The organism is Nonomuraea sp. NPDC049378, assembly GCF_055586745.1.
The window spans coordinates 890,264-903,937 of record NZ_JBVJHP010000001.1; the positions used below are offsets into that span (position 1 = coordinate 890,264).

At 70.7% G+C, this 13,674-nt stretch carries 15 protein-coding genes; 8 read left to right on the forward strand and 7 right to left on the reverse strand.

What is annotated here, in order from left to right; translation table 11 throughout:
- The first annotated feature begins 184 nt into the window (after nucleotides 1–184).
- Both ACZ6SA_RS04025 and ACZ6SA_RS04030 read left to right on the forward strand, forming a co-directional pair.
- Nucleotides 185–1,486 (forward strand): FAD-dependent oxidoreductase, encoded by a 1,302-nt coding sequence (locus tag ACZ6SA_RS04025; protein ID WP_443150170.1) that lies wholly within the window; start codon nucleotides 185–187, stop codon nucleotides 1,484–1,486.
- Nucleotides 1,470–2,612 carry a DUF6986 family protein gene (locus ACZ6SA_RS04030; RefSeq protein ID WP_465826513.1) on the forward strand — a complete coding sequence of 381 codons (1,143 nt, stop codon included), beginning with the start codon at nucleotides 1,470–1,472 and terminating at the stop codon, nucleotides 2,610–2,612. The genes ACZ6SA_RS04025 and ACZ6SA_RS04030 overlap by 17 nt, the downstream gene beginning before the upstream one ends.
- A gap of 10 nt (nucleotides 2,613–2,622) precedes the next feature.
- On the opposite strand, the gene ACZ6SA_RS04035 is transcribed toward ACZ6SA_RS04030, so the two are convergent.
- The 5 genes from ACZ6SA_RS04035 to ACZ6SA_RS04055 all read right to left on the reverse strand — a co-directional run bounded on the left by ACZ6SA_RS04035 (nucleotide 2,623) and on the right by ACZ6SA_RS04055 (nucleotide 7,544).
- On the reverse strand, nucleotides 2,623–3,303 hold the full coding sequence (locus ACZ6SA_RS04035) for a copper homeostasis protein CutC (protein ID WP_347641519.1): 681 nt from the start codon (nucleotides 3,301–3,303) through the stop codon (nucleotides 2,623–2,625).
- A 213-nt stretch (nucleotides 3,304–3,516) separates the two neighbouring features.
- Entirely contained in the window at nucleotides 3,517–4,119 is a 603-nt protein-coding gene (locus ACZ6SA_RS04040; protein ID WP_347641518.1) for a GNAT family N-acetyltransferase, read from the reverse strand.
- 200 nt (nucleotides 4,120–4,319) lie between these two features.
- Nucleotides 4,320–5,069, reverse strand: coding sequence for a GntR family transcriptional regulator (locus tag ACZ6SA_RS04045; protein WP_465826515.1), 750 nt, complete (start codon nucleotides 5,067–5,069; stop codon nucleotides 4,320–4,322).
- Nucleotides 5,070–5,991: 922 nt separating this feature from the next.
- A complete protein-coding gene (locus ACZ6SA_RS04050; protein WP_465826517.1) occupies nucleotides 5,992–6,387 on the reverse strand; it encodes a Zn-ribbon domain-containing OB-fold protein in 396 nt (131 codons plus the stop codon).
- A complete protein-coding gene (locus ACZ6SA_RS04055; protein ID WP_465826518.1) occupies nucleotides 6,387–7,544 on the reverse strand; it encodes a thiolase C-terminal domain-containing protein in 1,158 nt (385 codons plus the stop codon). Before ACZ6SA_RS04055 ends, ACZ6SA_RS04050 begins: the two co-directional genes overlap by 1 nt.
- A 152-nt stretch (nucleotides 7,545–7,696) precedes the next feature.
- Here ACZ6SA_RS04055 and ACZ6SA_RS04060 point away from each other — a divergent pair, with 152 nt between their 5' ends.
- The 5 genes from ACZ6SA_RS04060 to ACZ6SA_RS04080 all read left to right on the forward strand — a co-directional run bounded on the left by ACZ6SA_RS04060 (nucleotide 7,697) and on the right by ACZ6SA_RS04080 (nucleotide 12,412).
- On the forward strand, nucleotides 7,697–8,296 hold the full coding sequence (locus ACZ6SA_RS04060; RefSeq protein WP_465826520.1) for a flavin reductase family protein: 600 nt from the start codon (nucleotides 7,697–7,699) through the stop codon (nucleotides 8,294–8,296).
- A complete protein-coding gene (locus ACZ6SA_RS04065) occupies nucleotides 8,283–9,431 on the forward strand; it encodes an acyl-CoA dehydrogenase family protein (protein ID WP_465826522.1) in 1,149 nt (382 codons plus the stop codon). The genes ACZ6SA_RS04060 and ACZ6SA_RS04065 overlap by 14 nt, the downstream gene beginning before the upstream one ends.
- A gap of 35 nt (nucleotides 9,432–9,466) precedes the next feature.
- Nucleotides 9,467–10,240: an SDR family oxidoreductase gene (locus ACZ6SA_RS04070; RefSeq protein WP_347641513.1), complete on the forward strand. Its 774-nt coding sequence runs from the start codon at nucleotides 9,467–9,469 to the stop codon at nucleotides 10,238–10,240.
- A gap of 82 nt (nucleotides 10,241–10,322) precedes the next feature.
- Nucleotides 10,323–11,618, forward strand: a complete 1,296-nt coding sequence (locus ACZ6SA_RS04075) for a DUF2252 domain-containing protein (protein WP_465826524.1) — start codon at nucleotides 10,323–10,325, stop codon at nucleotides 11,616–11,618.
- A gap of 47 nt (nucleotides 11,619–11,665) precedes the next feature.
- Complete coding sequence (locus ACZ6SA_RS04080; RefSeq protein WP_465826525.1) at nucleotides 11,666–12,412, forward strand: SDR family oxidoreductase; 747 nt, start codon at nucleotides 11,666–11,668, stop codon at nucleotides 12,410–12,412.
- Between the two features lie 133 nt (nucleotides 12,413–12,545).
- Here ACZ6SA_RS04080 and ACZ6SA_RS04085 read toward each other — a convergent pair whose 3' ends face one another.
- Together ACZ6SA_RS04085 and ACZ6SA_RS04090 are read right to left on the reverse strand one after the other, a co-directional pair.
- The gene (locus ACZ6SA_RS04085; RefSeq protein WP_132507351.1) at nucleotides 12,546–12,803 is read right to left on the reverse strand and encodes a hypothetical protein; all 258 of its coding nucleotides are present in this window, start codon (nucleotides 12,801–12,803) and stop codon (nucleotides 12,546–12,548) included.
- 54 nt (nucleotides 12,804–12,857) lie between these two features.
- Nucleotides 12,858–13,139: a hypothetical protein gene (locus ACZ6SA_RS04090; protein WP_347641510.1), complete on the reverse strand. Its 282-nt coding sequence runs from the start codon at nucleotides 13,137–13,139 to the stop codon at nucleotides 12,858–12,860.
- Nucleotides 13,140–13,310: 171 nt separating this feature from the next.
- Here ACZ6SA_RS04090 and ACZ6SA_RS04095 point away from each other — a divergent pair, with 171 nt between their 5' ends.
- Complete coding sequence (locus tag ACZ6SA_RS04095) at nucleotides 13,311–13,664, forward strand: RNA polymerase sigma factor (RefSeq protein ID WP_465826527.1); 354 nt, start codon at nucleotides 13,311–13,313, stop codon at nucleotides 13,662–13,664.
- Nucleotides 13,665–13,674 lie beyond the last annotated feature (10 nt).

Below are 13,674 nucleotides of genomic sequence, written 5' to 3' on the forward strand. Positions count from 1 at the left end.
AAAGAACGGCCTGAGAAACGGCCTGAATATGCGGTCCGGACGAGCGGTCACGCCGGCACTGCCCGGTTGTGCGCCGTTCACCGGCCGCGTTCATCCGGGTCGGCGATCGGGGATACATCGATCACACCGGCCGGTTGTACTTAAGGGGACACATGTCTCGTGCGACCGGGTCTTAGGAGGCAGCGTGGCGTTGCACGTGGCGGTCATCGGGTCGGGTCCCGCCGGGATCTACACGGCGGAGGCCCTGGTCAAGCAGTCGTCAGAGCCTGTCCATGTCGACGTGCTCGAACGCCTGCCGACCCCGTACGGGCTGGTCAGGTACGGCGTCGCGCCCGACCACACGTCGATCAAGTCGATCGCCAACTACCTGCGCAGGGTGCTGGAACTCCCGGAGGTGCGCTTCCTCGGCGGCGTCACGCTGGGCGAGCACCTTTCCGTCGAGGACCTGCTCGGCGTCTACGACGCGGTGGTCTACTGCACGGGCGCGATGGTCGACAGGAAGCTCGGTATCCCCGGTGAGGACCTGCCGGGCAGCGTGGCGGCGACCGACTTCGTCAACTGGTACTGCGGCCATCCCGACGTCGACTCCGGCAGGTTCACGCTCGACACCTCCGAGGTCGCGGTGATCGGCGTCGGCAACGTGGCCGTCGACGTCGTCAGGGTGCTGGCCAAGACGTCCGACGAGCTGCGCTCGACCGACGTGCCCCACGACGTGCTCGAACGCCTCCAGCACAGCCAGGTCAAGGCCATCCACATGATCGGCCGCCGTGGCCCCGAGCACGCCAAGTTCACCCTGAAGGAGCTGCGCGAGCTCGGCGAGCTGGCCAACGCCGACGTCTGCGTCCGCCCGGAGGAGGCGGTCGTGCTGGGCGGCGACTTCCCGCGCCAGGTCCAGGGCAACATCAAGGTCCTGCAGTCGTGGGCCGGGCGCGAGCCGGTGGGCCGGCCGCGCCGCCTCGACGTGCGCTTCTGGCTGCGGCCCGTGGAGATCCTCGGCACCGAGCGGGTCGAGGGCATCACGCTCGAACGCACCCGGCTGTCGGACGAGGGCCGCGTGGTCGGCACGGGCGAGTTCGAGACGCTGCCCGTCGGCATGGTGCTGCGTTCCGTGGGCTACCAGAGCGTGCCGCTGCCCGGAGTGCCGTTCTCCGAGGCGACCATGACCGTGCCGCACGAGGCCGGCCGGGTGCGCGAGCGCGAATACGTGGCCGGCTGGCTCAAACGCGGGCCCACCGGGGTGATCGGCACCAACAAGTCCGACGCCGCGGAGACCGTGCGCACGCTCCTCGCCGACCTCGCGGGACACGAGCGGGCTCACCGCGGCTCCGTCGACGCGCTGCTGGCCGAGCGCGGGGTGCGGCCGGTGACGTACGAGGAGTGGCTGGCGATCGAGCGGGCCGAGGCCGAGCTGGCCAGGTCGCTCGGCAGGGGCGAGCGCGTCAAGCTCGTGGGCTTGGAGGCCATGCTCCGTGCGTGCCGGCCTTAGGGGTTTCGCGCAGGCGTACACGGTCCAGCTGGCCCGCTATCCCGCCGGCGAGCTGGAGTGGCAGCCCGTCCACACCGTCTACGTCCCCGCCGACCGGTTCACGGCCGGCACGGTCTCGGCGTGGGGCGACCAGGCGGCGTCCCTGGTCGAGGCCCATCTGGCCGGCCCGGGCGAGCTGGCCGAGGTGTTCGGCGTGCCCGGCGGGCTGGCGCCGGCCGTGCACGAGCGGGTGGTGCGCAAGCTGGCGTCCGAGCCCGTCGAGGACGTGCGCGTCGACTTCGAGGACGGCTACGGCGTACGCCCTGACGCGGTCGAGGACGGGCACGTGGAGCAGGCGGCCGGGGCGGTGGCCGCGCTGCACGCCGCCGGGGCGCTGCCACGGCGGTGGGGGCTGCGGGTGAAGTCGTTCGCCGACGGCGACCCCGAGCGGTCGGCGCGCACGCTCGACGGGTTCGTCACGGGGGTGGTCGCGCGGGCCGGGGAACTGCCCGGCGGGTTCGTGGTGACCTTCCCCAAGGTGCTGATGGAGGCCTACCTCGGGCAGTTCGCCGGGGTGCTGGCGCGGCTGGAGAGCGGGCTCGGGACGCGGCTGCGGTTCGAGATACAGGTGGAGGCGCCGCAGACGCTGCACTTCCTGCGCGGTGACCTGCCCGAGTCGCTGGACGGCCGGCTGGCGGCGGCGCATTTCGGGGTCTTCGACTACACGGCGGCCATCGGGTTGCCGCCGCACGAGCAGCGGCTCGACCATCCGGCCTGCGACCACGCCAGGCACGTGATGCAGACGGCGTTCGCCGGCACGGGGGTGGAGTTGTCCGACGGCTCGCTGGCCGCCTCGCCGGCCTCCGGCGGGAGGGAGGACGTGCACGCGCTGTGGCGCCGGCACGCCGAGCTCGTCAGGCACTCGTTGCGGCACGGCTTCTACCAGGGCTGGGACATGCACCCGTCACACCTGGTGAGCAGGTTCGCCGCCGTCTACGCCTTCCACCTGGCCCGCTACGACTCCTACCGGGAGCGGGTCAGCGCGTGGGAGGAGCAGCGGCAGGCGGGCGGAGGCGTCATGGACGAGCCCGCCACGATCCGCACGCTCGCGGCCGCCCTCCGCCGCGCCGACCTGACCCTTCCGTGAGGGCCGCGGCTCAGTCGCGTTCGACCAGGGCGCGCCACTGGCGTACCAGGCGCCACTCGACCGGGTCCGACCAGCTCGCCCGCACGGCCGATCCGACGTGGAAGGCGCGGATGCCGTAGTCGAGCAGGGAGGGCACGTACGCCGGCCGCAGGCCGCCACCGGCCAGGATGATCGAGCCGTCGCCCGCCCCGGCGCGTGCCTTCAGCACGGGCAGCCCGCTCCCCACGCCCGTGGGAGAGCCCGAGGTGAGCACGGTGGCCAGGTTGGGGAGTAACCGCACGGCCCGCCACGACGCCTGCACGTCGGCGGCGTGGTCGACGGCTCGGTGGAACGTCCAGGGCAGCGGGGAGACGGCGTGGATGAGCGCCTCGGTGGCCGCCAGGTCGACCGCGCCGGCCCCGTCCAGGAAACCGAACACGAACCCCGCCGCCCCCGCCTGCGCCAGTGCTTTGGCGTCGCGGGCCAGCCGGTCGAGCGCGTCGGCGTCGGCGGCGAAGCCGGCGTCGCGCCGGAGCATCACCATCTGGGGGAGGGGGCATTCCGCGGCGATCGCGGCCACGGTCTCCGGGGAGGGGGTCAGCCCGTCGGCCGCCATGTCGGCGACGACCTCAAGCCGGTCGGCTCCGCCCTGTTCGGCGGCCACGGCGTCGCGCACGTTGAGCGCGATCACCTCGAGCAGGGATCCGGTCATGCTGGAGAGGCTATATGGTGCTCTGCACCCTTCTGCCGCCATAGCCCAAAAGGCGGCAGGATGACACCCTCACAGTGCCTCTCCGCCCGCCTGAGAGCCCTCCTGCGGGGCCGCGCACCGGCGGGCTGCGGGTGGTCGCGGGCGGGCGGCGTCCGCCGGTCCACGGGGCGTACACGCGGGCCCGGCCCCCGCGCGGGGGCCGGGCCAGGAGTGTCAGGCGCTGATCAGCTCCGCCATCGTCAGGTCACGGAAGGCCGTGGCCGGAAGGTCCAGCGAGGGGCGCTGGAAAAGGGCCCCGGAGGACCGGTGCGGCAGGTCCACCGTACGGACGTGCCGGAACCCCCGGGTGCGGTAGTAGCGCTGCAGGCGCGGATTGCCCTTGGCGCAGTCGAGCCGCAGCCAGGGCAGCCCCGCGGAGCAGGCCGCGGCTCCGGCCCAGTCGAGCAGGGCGTCACCGAGACCGCTGCCCGACCACGGCCGGGCGACGGCGAGCTTGTGGATGTAGAGTGCCGCGCCCGGATCGTCGGCGGGTGTCCAGAATTCCGGGTCGGCGTGGTCGTCGAGGGCTATGGTGGCAACCGGTGGTGCCGCTTCGTCGGGGTCGAGATATCTGAGCTCGTCGTCGAGCAGGAAGAGCACCCGCTCCTCGATGAGCGGTTCGATCCGCTCGGGACCGAAACCCCCGCGGGGCCACTGCCTGAGACCCTGCGTATGGAGCCACTCGGCGGTGTCCGCCAGGAGAGTGAGTACGCCGGGAAGGTCCGCGGGTTCCGCGCGCCGGAGCGCGAGCGGATGAAGCAGCGTGTTCGTGTGCATAATACAACTCCCGTTGCGTCGGGTGCCCGCGCCGGCACAAAGCGTGATGACGCGATGGTGCGCGGTGGCCGAAAAGGGCCTTAACCCGATATATATGGATAAATGGCGATTTGGGGGAGTATGCACGACTCCCCGAGGCCAGCGAGGCGGCTAATTCTCGCTGCGCCCGGCCGGCGGGATCACCCCTTCGAACGAGCTCTTCAGCGGCGATCGAGCTCGTATCTGATCAGATGTTTGTCGGCGGGCAGCACCGACACCGCGACACGCACGGGCATGTCGGCCCCGTCGAAACCAACGCGGACATAGACCATGACTGGCGTGCCGAGTTCGAGTTGGAGGCGCTCGGCTTCCTCTTGGTTGGGCATGCGGGCCCAGATGTCGTCGACGACGCGTATCTGCTCATGCCCCAGCTCTTCCAGCACCCGGTTCGCCCCTCGCGCGATGTCTCCGGGCCTGGCGATCTCGGAGTCGGCGACGAGATCACGTGGAAAGTAGGAATCGTTGGTGTTGTACGGCTGGCCGTCCACGAACCGCAGACGGCGTCTCACCACCGCCAATTCCCCGTCGGCCAACTCCAGCCTGCTGGCGATCTCCTCGACCGGAGACACCGTCAGGACCTCGATGTACTGACTCGGGGCACGGCCCTCCTGCGCCACGGCGTAGGCGAAGGCTTCCCGAAGTTCCCCACTGGGTTGCGGCTCCAGCTCCCGCTGCGGATAGATCAGCAGCGGTCTGCGGTCCCGGACCACCGTCCCGCGCCGCGGCGTGCGCGTGACCAGCCCTTCGTTGACGAGTTCGCCGAGGGCCAGCCTGACGGTGTTCCTGCTCACCCCATGGTCTTCCATGAGCTGCGCCTCGGTCGGCAGCTGCGCCCCGGGGCCGAGGACACCCGAGTAGATGGCTCGTCTCAACTCCGAAGCCACCTGCTGATACAGCACCGACCTTGCCACTTTCACCCCTTTTGTTCCAACAATTTAGACGATCTGGTTCTAGCAGGCCACAACCCCTTGACCAAACCCCCTCGCCCGGCCCATCATCCATTCGTTGGTACAAATCCATCTATAGGCCGGTGAGGAGGTGAAGGCCAGTGTTGCCGGACCGCACGGATATGCCATACCCGCGCTGGCATGCCTCTCGCGACACAACACGTTTACTGCGTTACGTGTTGTGTCGCCAGGGGTCCACCCACACCTACCAGAGCAATGGCACCTCCGTGCAATCGACGTTGACTGAGCTGACCGTGTGGTGCGAAGACGGAACCTTTGTCTGGAATGAGGAGGGTGGCGCCCCCGTCACGCACCCCGACGATGACCCGATTGACCCAGCTCAAGACATCGCCGCATGTCGCCGGCAGCGCAAACCTTCTCCCTCCCCACCGACTCCGTGTGTGAGCTAACGGCCTAGGACTCCATCCCTCGCCGGAGTCCTGGCGCCGTCGCACACGGGGCAGGAAGCGCGTCCTGGCGGGTCCCCCACGCCCGCCAGGACGCGTTTTCCTCCGAGGACCGACCAGTTGCCCGGGAATTCGACCGGCTGCAGCCTCTTCTCCCGTTGCGAGGCTCGCTCCGGTCAGGCGGCGCCCGGGCCAGGCCGGGCGGACACGGCCAGGCGCGGGCAGGCGCGAAGGCAGGCTCACCGGCGGGCAGGATCACGACCCACGACCTCACGGTCGCGCCCGTCACCACGCCAGAACCTTTCACGCCAGCCACCACCGAGCCGTCCGCGTCGACGCCTACCGCATCATCATCAACCCTCGGGGCCGGACCCGTGAGCCGCTTGGGAAAGGCGGGGCTGGTGGGGTTTTCCGGTACCAATCGAATGTGCGACGCAAGATCGACCAGCGTGAGACCTTGCGCCGCGACCGACGATCGTCTAGGGCCCAGGCCGCCAGTCGACCAGGGTCAGGTCCGCGTCGACCCGGGTGTAGGAAGCCGTGACCCGCTCGCCATGCTCCGGCGGCCGCCGGCCGCGCCAGTTCCCGTACACGAAGCAGCCGGGGACCGCCACCAGCCTGACCATCACCACCACGTACGGCTCCCGCAGGCCGGGCACGAAGGGCTGGTGGTTGACGATCCAGCTCTCCACCGTTCCCTCCGGCGCCACCTCCCGCCAGTGCGCGCCCTCCGTACGGCATCGCGCGCAGAACGCCCTGGCCGGGAAGCGGGCCGTGCCGCAGGCGTCGCACACCTGCACCGCGAACTCCCGCCTGCCGACCCGCTCCCACCACTCCCGGGAATCCCGGTCGGGCTCCGGCCGGTACCCCGCCATCACGCCCTCCGCAGGATCAGGGCCGAGGTGGCCGGAAGGACGTAGCCGGGCTGGGCCGTGGACAGCGCCACCTCCGCGCCCGGCACCTGGCGCTCGCCGGCGTCGCCCCTCAGCTGGGAGACCGCCTCGGCGATGTGGTTCATGCCGTGCACGTAGCCCTCGGACAGGAAACCGCCGTGCGTGTTGACCGGAAGCGGGCCGCCGGCCGCGGTGGCGCCCGAGGCGACGTACGGCCCGCCCTCGCCCTTGCCGCAGAAGCCGTAGTCCTCCAGCTGGACGATCACCGAGTACGTGAAGCAGTCGTACAGCTCGGCCACGTCGATGTCGCCGGGCCCGAGACGGGCCTGCGCGTACAGGCGTGGGGCGAGGGCGGCGGCCGCGGTCACCGTGGGGTCGGCGCCGGTGCCCGACAGGTGGGTGGTGCCGCCGCCCCAGGCCGCGGCGGAGATCAGCACGGGAGGGCGGCGCAGGGCTCGGGCGCGTTCGGCGGTGGTGACGACGACGGCGCAGGCGCCGTCCGTCTCCAGGCAGCAGTCCAGGAGGCGGAACGGCTCGGCGATCCACCGGCTGGCCAGGTAGTCGTCCAGGGTGATGGGGGTGCGCATCAGGGCGCGGGGGTTCCGGGCGGCGTTCGCGCGCTGGGTGACGGCCAGCTGCCCGAAGTGCTCGGCTTTTGTCCCATATTTCAACATGTGGGCGCGGGCGTACATGGCGTACTGCTGCGGTGGCGCGACATAGCCGTACGGGGCCTGGTACTGCACCTCCGGGCTCACCGGCACGCCCCGGCCCGTGCCGCCCATACGGAACTCCGAGCGGGCGTTGACGGCCCGGTAGCAGACGACCGTCTCGGCCATGCCCGTCGCGACCGCCAGCGCCGCCTGGCCGACGACCGCGTGCGAGACGCTGCCCCCGCCGAACTGGTCCAGGTGCCAGGCCAGGTCCGCCAGTCCGAGGGCGGGGCCGACCAGGGTCGGCGGGGCCGAGTCTCCCACGCGGTGCGTGGCCAGGCCGTCCACCTGGTCCACGGGCAGCCCGGCGTCCTCCAGGGCGGCCAGCACGGCACGGCAGGCCAGCGTCAGGGTGCTGACGCCCGAGTTCTTGGTGAAGGGGGTGTAACCGACCCCGGCGATCGCGGTCAGATCAGAGAAAGCAAGCAAGCGCTTGGGCACATCCGTCACGTTAGACAGGACGTTTCACCCATGTCAACGCACCTCCCGAGGCCCGGCTTGACACTGTTCCCGGGTTCACCCTACCGTCCAAGCAAGCGCTTGGTAATATTAGGCGCACCCGGTGGACGAGGAGGCGGATCATGAGCACACACGCTGCCCGGCTCATCGCGCCGGACGGCTGTCGCGGCCTTCCGACGCCCCATCAGCGCAGAGTCCGCAACGGAGCCGCCATGCCGCCCGGCCCCTCACAAGGCCACCTCGACGCCCTCCGCTTCCGCCAGGTGCTCGGCAGGTTCGCGACCGGCGTGGTGGCCATCACGGCGGTCGAGCCGGTCAGCGAGGAGCCCTGTGGCCTGGCGGCCAACTCCTTCACCTCGGTCTCGCTCGATCCGCCCCTCGTGGCGTTCTGCGTCGCGCACACCAGCACGAGCTGGCCCAGGGTGCGCGGCGCCAAGGTCGTCACGGTGAACGTGCTGGCGGAGCACCAGCAGTCCGTGTGCGCCCAGCTGGCGGCCAAGGGCGGCGACAAGTTCGCCGGCCTGACGTGGACCGGCTCCCCCGGCGGCAACCCCGTGCTCGACGGCGCGCTGGCCTGGATCGACTGCGCCGTCGAGGCCGAGCACCTGGCGGGCGACCACATGATCGTGGTGGCCCGGGTGCTCCAGCTCGACACCCACGCGGACGGCGGCCCGCTGGTGTTCTTCCGCGGCGGCTACGGCGGCTTCGTTGCGCCTGCCTGACCCGCGGACGCCGGGCGGCCTTCGCGAGCAGGCGCGGGCCTGGCTGGAGGAGGCGCTGAGCGGCGAGTTCGCCCATGTGCGCGGGCTGGGCGGCCCCGGACGCGAGCACGAGAGGCACGAGGAGCGGCTGGCGTGGGAGCGCCACCTCGGCAGGGCCGGCTGGACCTGCCTCGGCTGGCCCCGTCGGTACGGCGGCCGCGCCGCCTCCCTGGAGGACCAGATGGCCTTCCACGAGGAGTACGCCAGAGCGCGGGCCCCCGCCAGGGTCGGCCACATCGGCGAAGGGCTGATCGGCCCGACCATCCTCGAGTTCGGCACCGGCGAGCAGAAGGAGCGCTTCCTCCCGCCGATCCAGCGCGGTGAGGAGTTGTGGTGCCAGGGCTACTCCGAGCCGGAGGCCGGATCCGACCTGGCCAACGTCCAGACCAGGGCCCGCCTGGAGGGCGGCACGTGGGTGGTCACCGGCCAGAAGGTGTGGACCTCGCTGGCCCACGTGGCCGACTGGTGCTTCGCCCTGTGCCGTACGGAGGAGGGCTCGCGGCGGCATCACGGGCTGTCGTACCTGCTCGTCCCCATGGACCAGCCCGGGGTCGTCGTCCGGCCGATCGTCCAGCTGACCGGGACGTCCGAGTTCAGCGAGGTGTTCTTCGACGGGGCACGGACGGCGGCGGGCAACGTCCTCGGCGCGCCCGGCGACGGCTGGCGGGTGGCGATGGCCACTCTCGGCTACGAGCGGGGCGCGTCCACGCTCGGGCAGCAGATCGGCTTCCGGCGCGAGCTGGCCGAGGTGATCGCGACGGCCGGGCGGACGGGCGCGGCGGACGATCCCGTGCTGCGCGACCGGCTCGTCAGATCGTGGCTGGAGCTGGAGATCATGCGCCTCAACGCGCTCAGGATGCTCCGCCCCGGCTCCGGTGCCGAGGTGTCGATCGCCAAGCTCTACTGGTCGGAGTGGCACCGCAGGCTGGGCGAGCTGGCGCAGGCCGTACAGGGCAGGGCCGGGCTGGTGGCCGACGGCGGGCTCAACGAGCTGCAGCGCCTCTACCTGTTCAGCCGCGCGGACACGATCTATGCCGGATCCAGCGAGATCCAGCGGAACATCATCGCCGAGCGCACGCTCGGACTCCCCCGCTGATCGGCCCGCTGATCGGCCCGCTGATTGGACTGCTCATGCCCCAGCCCTACCCCAAGGCGCACGGACTGCTCGACGGCAAGGTGACGCTGGTCACGGCGGCCGCGGGAGCCGGCATCGGATACGCGACGGCCAGGCGCTGCGCCGAGGAGGGCGCGACGGTCGTCGTCTCCGACCGGCACGAGCGCCGCCTGGCCGCCGCCGCCGACGCGCTGACCGACCTCGTCGGCGTCACGCCGCTGGCCGTTCCGTGCGACGTGACCTCCGAGGCGCAGGTGCTGGCGCTGTTCGACGCGGCCGTCGAGGCGCACGGCAGGCTGGACGTGGTCGTGAACAACGCCGGGCTCGGCGGCACGGCCCCGCTCGCGGAGATGACCGACGAGCAGTGGCACACGGTCGTCGACGTCACCCTGACCGGCACCATGCGCTGCACGAGGGCCGCGCTCAGGCAGATGACCGCGCAGGGCTCGGGCGTCATCGTCAACAACGCCTCGGTGCTCGGCTGGCGGGCCCAGCCGGGCCAGGCGCACTACGCGGCGGCCAAGGCCGGCGTGATGGCCCTGACCCGGTGCGTCGCCCTGGAGGCGGCCGAGCACGGGGTACGGGTGAACGCCGTGGCGCCGTCGCTGGCGGTCCACCCGCATCTGGCGAAGGTGACCGGGGAGGAGTTGCTGGCGGAGCTGGCGGCCAAGGAGGCGTTCGGCCGGTCGGCGGAGCCGTGGGAGGTGGCCAACGTGATCGTCTTCCTGGCCAGCGACTACTCGTCGTACATGACGGGCGAGGTGGTCTCGGTCTCCGCACAACACCCGTGACTGTCGTGCGAGGGACGCGACCCTGATGGTCAGGGAAAGATCAGGGTAGGCGGGAGGGGCGTCGCGACCTACTGTCCCCACTATGGGCACACGCTCTTCGTTCCTGCTCGATGTCCTCATGACGGAGTTCGGCGAGTCGATCACGGCAGATCCTGCGGCGTTCAGGCGGAAATTTCGGAAGATGGCGGCTTCGCCGTTCGCCTTCTACCGGGGCAGCGCCTGCCTGTTCTACGCCGACATGACCGGCGAGTACGCGGACGCCTCCTTCCTCGACGGGCCGACCAGCAGGGTGTGGATCCACGGCGACCTGCACGCGGAGAACTTCGGCACGTACATGAACGCCTCCGGGGTGCTCGTCTTCAACGTCAACGACTTCGACGAGGCGTACGTGGGCCCCTACGTCTGGGACCTCAAGCGGTTCGCCGCCAGCGTGGCCCTGCTCGGGTACGCCAAGGCGCTGTCCGACGACTCGATCAGCATGCTCGTGACCGACTTCGCCGGGGCGTACCTGGTCGAGCTGACCGCCATCGCGGCGGACGGCGACGACGCGATCGGCTCGCTCACTCTGGACACCACCACCGGCGTGCTGCACCGCGTGCTGCAGACGGCCCGGCTGCGCACGCGGGTGGCGCTGCTGGACGCCGAGACCGTGATCGACGGCTATGACCGGCGCTTCGTGCTCGTGGACGGGCGGGAGCCGGTGGACGCGGCGACCCGGCAGGCCGTGCTCGGCGCGTTCGTCGACTACCTGACCACGCTCCCGGTGCGGGTGGACCCGGTCGAACAGGTGATCAAGGACGTGGCGCTGCGCAAGGGCGTGGGCATCGGGTCGGCGGGGCTGCCGTCGTACAACCTGCTGCTCGAAGGGCGGTCGCAGGCGCTGGAGAACGACGTGATCCTCTACATGAAGCAGGCGGCGGCGCCCGCCGTGGCGCGGCACGTCGCCGACGAGAAGGTGTCGGCGTACTTCAAGCACCAGGGGCACCGTACGGCCGAGTCCCAGCGGGCGTTGCAGGACTACGCCGATCCCTGGCTCGGGTACACCACGCTCAACGGGGTGGGGCAGCTCGTGGCGGAGGTGTCCCCGTACTCGGCGGACCTGGACTGGGACGACGTGAACGAACCGGCCGAGCTGCGCTCGATCGTCCAGGATCTGGGACGGGCGGTGGCGCGCATGCACTCGGTGGCCGACGACGAGTCCAGCCACGACCTCGTCGACTTCTCGACGGAGGAGGCGATCGTGGACGTGATCGGCAGCGACAGGTCCGGATTTATCGGCATGCTGGTGGATTTCGCCCATCGGTACGGGGCCCAGGCCCGCGAGGACCACCAGAAGTTCGTCGACCTGTTCCGCAACGGCCGGCTCCCCGGCGTCTGAAACCGGCAGCTAGCAACCGACCGTTCGGTATGGCATGCTTCCGGAACATGACTCTGTTCTCGGTGGAAGGCAAGACAGTCGTCGTCACGGGCGGATCGCGCGGCATCGGGCGCATGATCGCCGCCGGGTTCGTGGAGGCGGGGGCGTCCGTCTACATATCCGCCCGGAAGACGGCCGAGGTCGAGAAGACGGCGGCCGAGCTGGGCTGCGTCGCGGTGCCGGCCGACCTGTCCACGCCCGAAGGGCTGGAGTCACTGGTGTCGGCGGTGGACGGGCCGCTGCACGTGCTGGTCAACAACGCGGGCGCCACCTGGGGGGCGCCGCTGGAGGAATATCCGGAGCACGCCTTCGACAAGCTCTGGAACATCAACGTCAAGGGGGTCTTCTACCTGACCCAGCGGTTCCTGCCGAGGCTCAGGGAGGCGGCGAGCGCGGACGACCCGGCGCGCGTGATCAACGTGGGCTCGATCGACGGGATCAGGGTGCCGGCGCTGCCGAGCTATGCCTATTCCTCGACGAAGTCGGCCGTGCACATGCTCACCCGGCACCTGGCCAGGCACCTGGCCGTGGAGCACATCACGGTCAACGCCATCGCACCCGGGCCGTTCGACTCCAAGATGATGGCCTTCGCCCTGAACGACCCCGAGACCCGCGAGAGCATCGCCTCCAGCGTGCCCCTGGGCCGCATCGGGCGCCCCGAGGACATGGCGGGCGCGGCCATCTATCTGTCGTCGCGGGCGGGCGCGTATCTGACGGGAACGGTCATCCCGGTGGACGGCGGGATCTCCTGCTGAAAGAGCCGGGCCAGGCCGGCCCCGTCACTGGGAAGGGTGCGGGGACGGCGGCGAGCACCTTCCCGGCGGGTCCGGCCTGGCCCGGGGCTCGTGGCGCGCGCGTTCTGGCGGATCGCGGCGCCGTGGCTCTGGACTAGTCGAGCACGTCGTCGATGGCCACGTCACCACCGTGGGTCGCGGTCACGGCGACGCCGTTGACGTTGTTGACCCCGGTCGCGCCGCGACCGCTCACGTTGCTGTTGACGACGTTGCCGAAGTTGTTGCCCGACTGGATGGCGTTGCGGTTGCGGCTTGCGTTGCCGGCGTTGGTGTCGGCGAACGCGGGGGCCGACATGAGGGCCATCCCGGTCGCGGCGGCGACGACGATGCCGGACACGCAGAGCTTCTTCATGTGAGGTCCTTTCACTGTTCGGGTCACTGTTCGGGTTGGTCGGACGTCAGCCGGTCAGTCGAAGATGTAGATCACCGTGATGCCGCCGTTGGTGGCGGTCGGGGCTATGCCGTTGACGTTGTTGACGTTCGTCGAGTGGTCCTGGCCGCGGTTGGTGGCGAAGACGTCGGCGAAGTTGTTGCCGGACTGGGTCGAGTCGCTGTTACGGCTCCAGTTGGCCGCCCAGGAGCGCCCATCCCAGGGCCCGGCCACGTCATCGGCGTGAGCGGGGACGGCGAACAGCAGCCCGCCGGCGACCGCCGACACCGCGGCCGCGGCGCACACCCTTTTGATCACTTCTGCTCCTTCACCGGTATGGAAGTCGCCGGAGGCTGCGGACGCCGTGGGCCCGAAGGCGCACCACCAGCCCCATTGACCTTTGTTGACCTCAGCGGATCAAGGCCAGTGCGAGCATATAACCGTACGTTGCCGATGAGTAGCTCTGAGTGATCAGAACTTTGTTCGGCCATGACGCGGCCACGAGGCGCCGGTGACCCGCGGGGGTCCGGCCCGCTTCGACACCGCCTCACGACCCGTACGCGCTGCGCTGACGCTTCCAGCCCGGCGCCCCTCACGGGAGCCGAACCGCCCGAGATCGGGCAGTCACACGACGAGGCGACCGTGCGCCGCCTGGCCCTGCGCCACGCGCTCGCCCAGCTCACGCCGAAGCAGCGGGCGGTCATCGTGCCGCGCTTCTTCGAGGAGCGCACCGGACGCGAGACCGCACAGCTCATGGGCGTCTCCATCGGCACCGTGAAGAGCCAGACCCACTACGCGCTGTCGAAGCTGCGCGCGCTGACCCCCGAGGAGGCGTACCGATGAGCCCTGGCTC